Below are 6,356 nucleotides of genomic sequence, written 5' to 3'. Positions count from 1 at the left end.
AGTCGCTCCATTAAACGCGGACAGTGGTCGCCACAAGGGTAAGCGCATCACCTGGGGTGGTCGAGCGACGGTCCGTACCGCTTTATACATGGCGGCCTTAAGTGCCATACGTTACAACCCCGTCATCAAGACCTTTTATGAACGTTTGCTTGCTAACGGAAAACTCAAAAAAAGTCGCGCTGGTCGCTTGCATGCACAAGATGCTGACGATCATGAACGCCATAGTCAAATCGGGTATTCCGTGGAATCCAGAGCATGCAAAATGCGCCTAAAAAAAGCTTGACTGGGAACACAGTTGCTCCCCCCTCGCGGGGGAGGGGTTGGGGGAGAGGGGGTGTCTGTGCTCCACCGCAGCCATCACGGCCTCCAGGCCAGAGCAGACTTCCGGCTTCGGTCATGTGCTGCCGCAGGGATTTTACGAATTCGTGTTCAACCATTGCCCCTCTCCCCAACCCCTCCCCCGCAAGGGGGGGAGGGGCGATCACCGATGCCAACGCCTCGCCATCGAACAGTCGCCTTGGAGAGGCCATGCCACATGAAGTACTTCGACCAACACTTTCATTCGCACCCGGCGCACGCAAGGCTTGCCGGCGGCGACCAGGGCGTCTGCGGAACGTGGCTTCGCGGTTGGCGCCTATGGCTCCGCATGCGTTTCCGGAAGATAGCCGGCGCGAAGAACGAAATCACCGAAATGTTCGCCGCGCTGACGTTCCTTCGCATAGTGCTCGATGATCGGACCGAGCAGCGCAATGATCTCATCTTCGCTGACGCCGTCGCGATACAGCTGATTCAGCCGACCACCGGCAAAGCCACCGCCCAGATACAGCTTGTAACGGCCCGGCGCTTTGCCGACCAGGCCGATTTCGCCGAGGAAGGGGCGCGCACAGCCATTCGGGCAACCGGTCACCCGCAGCGTGATGGCGGTCTTCTCCAACCGGGCTTTCTTCAGGATCGGCTCCAGGCGTGCGAGCAGAATCGGCAACCAGCGCTCGCTTTCCGCCATCGCCAGGCCGCAGGTCGGGAAGGCGACGCAGGACAGGGCGTTCCGGCGCAGCCCGCCCCAGCGACCGGCATCCGGGAAACGATGTTCGTCAAGCAGTTTCTCGATCGTCGGTTTCTGCTGTTCATCGATCCTGGCGATGATCAGGTTCTGGTTCGCAGTCAACCGGAAGTCGCCCTGGTGCACTGCGGCGATCGCACGCAAGCCGCTGAGCCAGGCGGTCTCCGGCGTGTCCCGGAGCCGCCCGCTCAAGACGCCGAGCGTCAGATGCCACTGGCCGCGACCGTCCCGGACCCAGCCCAAAGGGTCGCCGGTGCTCTCGAAGCGGAAGGGTCGAGCCGCCTGCAGGCGCCAGCCCAGCCTCTCTTCCAGTTCGGCCTTGAACCAGTCGAGGCCACGATCATCAAGTGTGTACTTGAAGCGTGCATGTTTGCGGTTGCTCCGGTCGCCAAAGTCCCGCTGGATCCTGACCACGTTCTCGGCCACTTCGAGAAGCTGTTCGGGCAGGACGAAGCCGATCACGTCGCCAAGTCGGGGGTAAGTTGCCAGATCGTTGTGGGTCGTCCCCATGCCGCCCCCGACGGAGACGTTGAAGCCGGCAACCTTCTTGTCTACAACGATGGCGATGAAGCCAAGATCCTGCGCGAAGACATCGATGTCGTTGTGCGGCGGCAGGGCAAGACCGATCTTGAACTTGCGTGGCAGATAGGTGGCGCCGTAGAGGGGCTCCTGCTCTTCCTCAGGCTCTGCGGCCACTTTTTCGCCGTCCAGCCAGATCTCGTGATAAGCCCGCATCTTCGGTAGCAGCGCGTCGCTCAGGCGACGGCTCCAGGCATGTAGCTCGTCGTGCAGCGGCGACAGCCAGGGGTTGTTGTGGCACACCACGTTGCGGTTGACATCGCCGCAGGCCGCGATCGAGTCGAACAGGGCGTGCTTGATTCCGGCCATCGCCGCCTTCAGTTTGCGCTTGAGAACGCCGTGATACTGGAGGGTCTGACGCGTCGTGAGGCGCAACGAGTAGTCCGCATGCTGGCGGGCCACTTCGTCGAGCGCCAGCCACTGCGCGGGCGTGCAGACACCGCCCGGCATGCGCACACGGATCATGAAGCTGTAGGCCGGCTCGAGCTTCTGCCGCAGGCGTTCGCTGCGAACATCCCGGTCGTCTTGCTGATAGGTGCCGTGAAACTTGAGCAGCATGCCATCCGGAGCCGGCACGGAGCCTGTGACGTCGTCGGCCAGAGCCTCCACGATCTGGCCCCGCAGGTAGGCACTCCGCTCCTTGATCGCTTCCTCTTCGCTGCGTGGAACCTGTTTCTCGGTGGTCAAGGCTTCTTTCCTCGTCAAGACTCAATACACATCGCGCTGGTAGCGCCTGGCAGCCAGAAGTTCGTTCACATACTCTTCGGCCCGCTCTCGACGATGGCCGCCTTCCTTCTCGACGATCTGGATCAGCGCCTGGTGAACATCCGGCGCCATCCGCTGTGCGTCTCCGCAGACGTAGACATGGGCGCCTTCTTCGATCCAGCGATACAGTTCGCGGCTCCTGTCGAGCATCCGGTGCTGCACGTACACCTTGCGGTCGCTGTCACGCGAAAACGCGACGTCGATCCGGTTCAACAGCCCCTTCTGCCGATAGTCCAGCCACTCGACCTGATACAGGAAATCGCTGTGGAAATTGCGGTCGCCGAAGAACAGCCAGTTCTTTCCTTTTGCCCCGGCGGCTTCCCGTTCGGCCAGGAAAGCCCGGAAAGGCGCCACGCCAGTACCCGGGCCGATCATGATCAGCGCCGCCTCGGGGTCAGCGGGCAGGCGAAAGTTCGGGTTGCTATCCACGTAGACCGGGACCGTTCCACCCTCCGGAACGCGGTCAGCGAGAAAGGTGGAGGCCACGCCCTGTCGCGGCAGGCCGTAGCTCTCGTAGCGCACGACGGCGACCGTCAGATGCACTTCGTCGGGACTCGCGTGGTAACTCGAAGCGATTGAATAGAGGCGCGGCGGCAGCCGGCGCAGGATGCCGACGAACTGCGCGGCGCTGATCCCCGGCACCGGATAGCGCTGCACCACATCGAGAATTTCTCGGCCATGGACGAAATCCCGCAAGGCCGTGCGGTTCTCCTCTTTCAGCAGATCCCTGAGCTCGCCAGCCGCCGAGATCTCCGCGTATCGTTCTAGGAATGGCCTGGTGATCGTGGTGATCTCGTAGTCGTTGAGCAAGGCGTTTTCCAGGCTGGATTCGCGCCCCGACGGACCCGTCAGCGGTGCCGAGGCGTCCAGACCCAGTCGGCTGAGAAGATCGGCAACCCTCTCCGGCCAGTTGCTGACGACGACGCCCAGCGAATCGCCCGGTTCGAAGCGCAGGCCCGAGCCCTCCAGCGATAGCTCGATATGTCGCACGTCCTTGCTTGAACCTCGACCGGTCAGACGGAGGTTCTCGACCAGACTGGCCGGAAAGGGATTTCGCTTTGACCAGGCAGATACTGTTTCGAGTGGTGCCGGCACGGCCGATGCAAGCACTGTTGCGCACCGCTGGCGCAAGCTCATAACGACGCCTTCGATCCAGCGCTCGGCGCTTTCTTCATAATCGACGTCGCAGTCCACCCGTTCGTGGAGGCGGCTGGCACCTAATTCAGCCAGCCGCGTATCGAAGTCGCGGCCGGTCTTGCAGAAGAATTCGTAACTGGTATCCCCAAGCGCGAGGACCGAAAAATGCACCCCTTCCAGTCCGGGGGCCTTCCTGCTGTGCAGGAATTCGTGAAACGGCCGCGCGTTATCGGGCGGATCGCCTTCACCGTGCGTACTGACGATCAGGAGGAGAAAACGATCGCGCTTCAGTCGGGCAGTCTTGTAGCTGCTCATCGCCTCCAGCCGTGCCGAAACGCCGCTGCTCGACAATCGCGTCTGCAACTCGTGGGCGAGCTTCTCGGCGTTCCCGGTCTGCGACCCGTAAAGGATGGCGATTTCTGGCGGCACCGCATTGACCTGGGTCGCCGGGGCTTCGCCCGGCGATCGTCTGGCGTCGCCGAATCCGGCGAGGTAGCCTTTGATCCACAGCAACTGCTCGGCAGTGATGCCGGCCGTCAGTTGCTGGAGGGCTGCCCATTGTTGCGGGATCAAGGGATCATGCTGTGGGTGCATCGGCCGATGTCGCTAGAGGGTTGGGTTGCCAAACGGTGGCGGTGAGTCGCCGATCCTTCGTTTCGGAGATTCAAAAAAAACGTCCTTGTGATCCGCAGAAGTGTCCGTCGAATATAGCAAGAGTCCGATTCCCGGCAATAGATTGAATTTGCATGTCCTTATATTGGCGCCCGGTCGCGCAGCACCCGGCGTGATCAGCCGTCGCCGCGCAGGTTGACGCTCCACACCTGGATATTGGGTTCGCGCGAACCCAGGTCGTACTGGCGCGACATCGCCTCACGCAGAACGCGATAGCCGGCCTCGTCGTGGATGGCGGAGACGGAATCCAAATCCGACTGCCAGCAACGGCGGGACGCGTCGTCAGCAGACTGTGCGGCCATCGAGCTGATCTCCGAAACTGAATCTCGACTCACACCAGATAGTAGGCACCACCTTGGGGTGCCGCAATGGCGGCTGAACCGCCCGCGTCGCCGTCACCCGCGCGCAGAGCGAAAGCCTTGCGGACCGCTTTCAAGGTGGCCGAAAACTCCTCGTCCTCTTCGGCAAAGACCAGTTCGGCAGGCAGATAGCGGCCGATACCGACACGCTCGATAGCACTCAGCAGGTCGGCGCGCACGCCTGCCAGCAGCACGGTCAGACCGCCGGCGGCGGCGTCGCGCAGGAACTTTTCGAGCACTTCGATTGCGACCACGTCGGGATTGCGGACGCGCTTGACGCGCAGCACCAAATGGCGGATATCCTGCTGCTGCGCCCGTCTTGCGGCGTCCGTCAGGTGCCGTTCCAGGTCGGGCGCCGCGCCGAAGAAGAGCTCGCCTTCGAGGTCTATGATCAGCACCTCGCGGCTTGGCGGGTCGACCGGCAGGCGTTCGCGCACCACGCGTTCGGGCGTCACGACCAGCTCGGTGGCCTTCAGTTTCGCTGCCCGCGGTACGTACCAGAGCACCGACAAGGTGACGCCGATCAGGATCGCGAACTCGATATCGATGAACACAGCAGCCAGCGCGGTGGCGATCAGCAGCACCGCGTCATAGCGCGAGCCGCGAATGATGTAGCGCAAACGTTCAGGGTCTATCAGTCGGGACGCGGCAACGATCAACAGGCCCGCCAGCGCCGCCTTCGGAACATAAGCGGTGAGCGGGCCGGCGGTCAGCACCACGACCGCGACCACAGCAGCAGTGAACACGCCGGAGAAGCGTGTCACCGCACCGGCCTGATAATTGATCGCCGTGCGCGACAGCGAACCCGCACCGGGCATCGCACGGAAGAAACCGCCGACCAGGTTGCCGACGCCCTCGGCAAGGATTTGCCGATTGTAGTCGAGTTGCTGACCAGACTTGTGCGCGATCGCCTTGGCAATCGCCAGCGCTTCGAGCAGCCCGAGCACGGCGATGGCAAACGCACTGCCGGAGAGATCAACGAACCAGTGCCATTTGATTTCCGGAATGTGGGCTTGCGGCAGGCTGGCCGGAACCGCCTCGATCAGCGACACGGCCGGTTTGACACCGCCGCCGTGCTCCGACCAGCCGGCCGCCCAGGCGGCGACGGAGAGGAAGATGAGCACGAAGAACATGTCGAGCTGAGGCAGCTTGAAGTAGCGCACGACGCGGCGCGACAGCAGCGCCAGCACAATTGCACCGACGCTGATCGCCAGCGCCTTGGGATTGATCGCTGCGTCCTGCGTCAGTGTCAGCCACAAGCGGTAGAGCACGTGCTGGTGACCGGTGCCCTGCGCCTTGACGCCCAGCGCATTGGCGATCTGGCCGATGATGGTCAGGGAAGCGGCACCGACGATGAAGCCGGTGACGACCGATTCGGAAATGTAGCGCGTCAGGTCGCCGAGTTTGAGCACGGCGATCGCGATCTGGATGATTCCGATCAGCACTGCCAGCAGGAACATCGCCTCGTAAGCGTCGAGCCGCGCCTCCGGGTCGATGAAGGCCAGCGCACTGAAAACGACCAGCGACACCGCTCCGGTGGGTCCGTTGACCAGATGCCGCGACGAGCCGAGGATGCCGGCTACCGCGGTAAAGATGATTGCCGCGTAGAGGCCGAAGCGCGGGTCCACCCCCGCGAGCAGCGCATACGCAATACTCTGCGGCAGCGAGATGGCCGCCACGGTGACCCCGGCCAGGAAGTCGGCACGCGCGCTCTGCCACGGGTACGACCAGTTGATGCCGCCGATACGTCTCCCCACGGCGCCGGAAATCACTGCTTCTGTCAT

4 protein-coding genes and 1 pseudogene are annotated in these 6,356 nt (G+C 62.9%); 1 reads left to right on the top strand and 4 read right to left on the bottom strand.

Features of this window, described 5'->3' with window-relative positions:
- Positions 1-272, top strand: a pseudogene (locus tag E4Q08_RS15585) (transposase); the annotation flags it as partial.
- 362 nt (positions 273-634) lie between these two features.
- Here the strand turns inward: E4Q08_RS15585 and cysI are convergent.
- The 4 genes from cysI to E4Q08_RS15565 all read right to left on the bottom strand — a co-directional run bounded on the left by cysI (position 635) and on the right by E4Q08_RS15565 (position 6,356).
- A complete protein-coding gene (gene cysI, locus E4Q08_RS15580) occupies positions 635-2,326 on the bottom strand; it encodes an assimilatory sulfite reductase (NADPH) hemoprotein subunit (RefSeq protein ID WP_248594949.1) in 1,692 nt (563 codons plus the stop codon).
- Positions 2,327-2,347: 21 nt separating this feature from the next.
- Positions 2,348-4,135: an assimilatory sulfite reductase (NADPH) flavoprotein subunit gene (locus E4Q08_RS15575; protein WP_169071058.1), complete on the bottom strand. Its 1,788-nt coding sequence runs from the start codon at positions 4,133-4,135 to the stop codon at positions 2,348-2,350.
- 194 nt (positions 4,136-4,329) lie between these two features.
- On the bottom strand, positions 4,330-4,515 hold the full coding sequence (locus E4Q08_RS25800) for a SpoVR family protein (RefSeq protein ID WP_169071037.1): 186 nt from the start codon (positions 4,513-4,515) through the stop codon (positions 4,330-4,332).
- Positions 4,516-4,544: 29 nt separating this feature from the next.
- On the bottom strand, positions 4,545-6,356 hold the full coding sequence (locus tag E4Q08_RS15565) for a SulP family inorganic anion transporter (RefSeq protein WP_169071057.1): 1,812 nt from the start codon (positions 6,354-6,356) through the stop codon (positions 4,545-4,547).

This window comes from Candidatus Accumulibacter contiguus (assembly GCF_012940005.1).
Taxonomy (GTDB): Bacteria; Pseudomonadota; Gammaproteobacteria; order Burkholderiales; family Rhodocyclaceae; genus Accumulibacter; species Accumulibacter contiguus.
The sequence above is the reverse complement of the archived record's forward strand: the minus strand, read 5'-3'. Positions and strand labels throughout refer to the sequence as shown.

Coding starts and splice junctions, on each gene's coding strand:
- E4Q08_RS15575 (WP_169071058.1), bottom strand. CDS start 4,135: ATGCACCCACAGCATGATCCCTTGATCCCGCAACAATGGGCAGCCCTC.
- E4Q08_RS25800 (WP_169071037.1), bottom strand. CDS start 4,515: ATGGCCGCACAGTCTGCTGACGACGCGTCCCGCCGTTGCTGGCAGTCG.
- E4Q08_RS15565 (WP_169071057.1), bottom strand. CDS start 6,356: ATGACAGAAGCAGTGATTTCCGGCGCCGTGGGGAGACGTATCGGCGGC.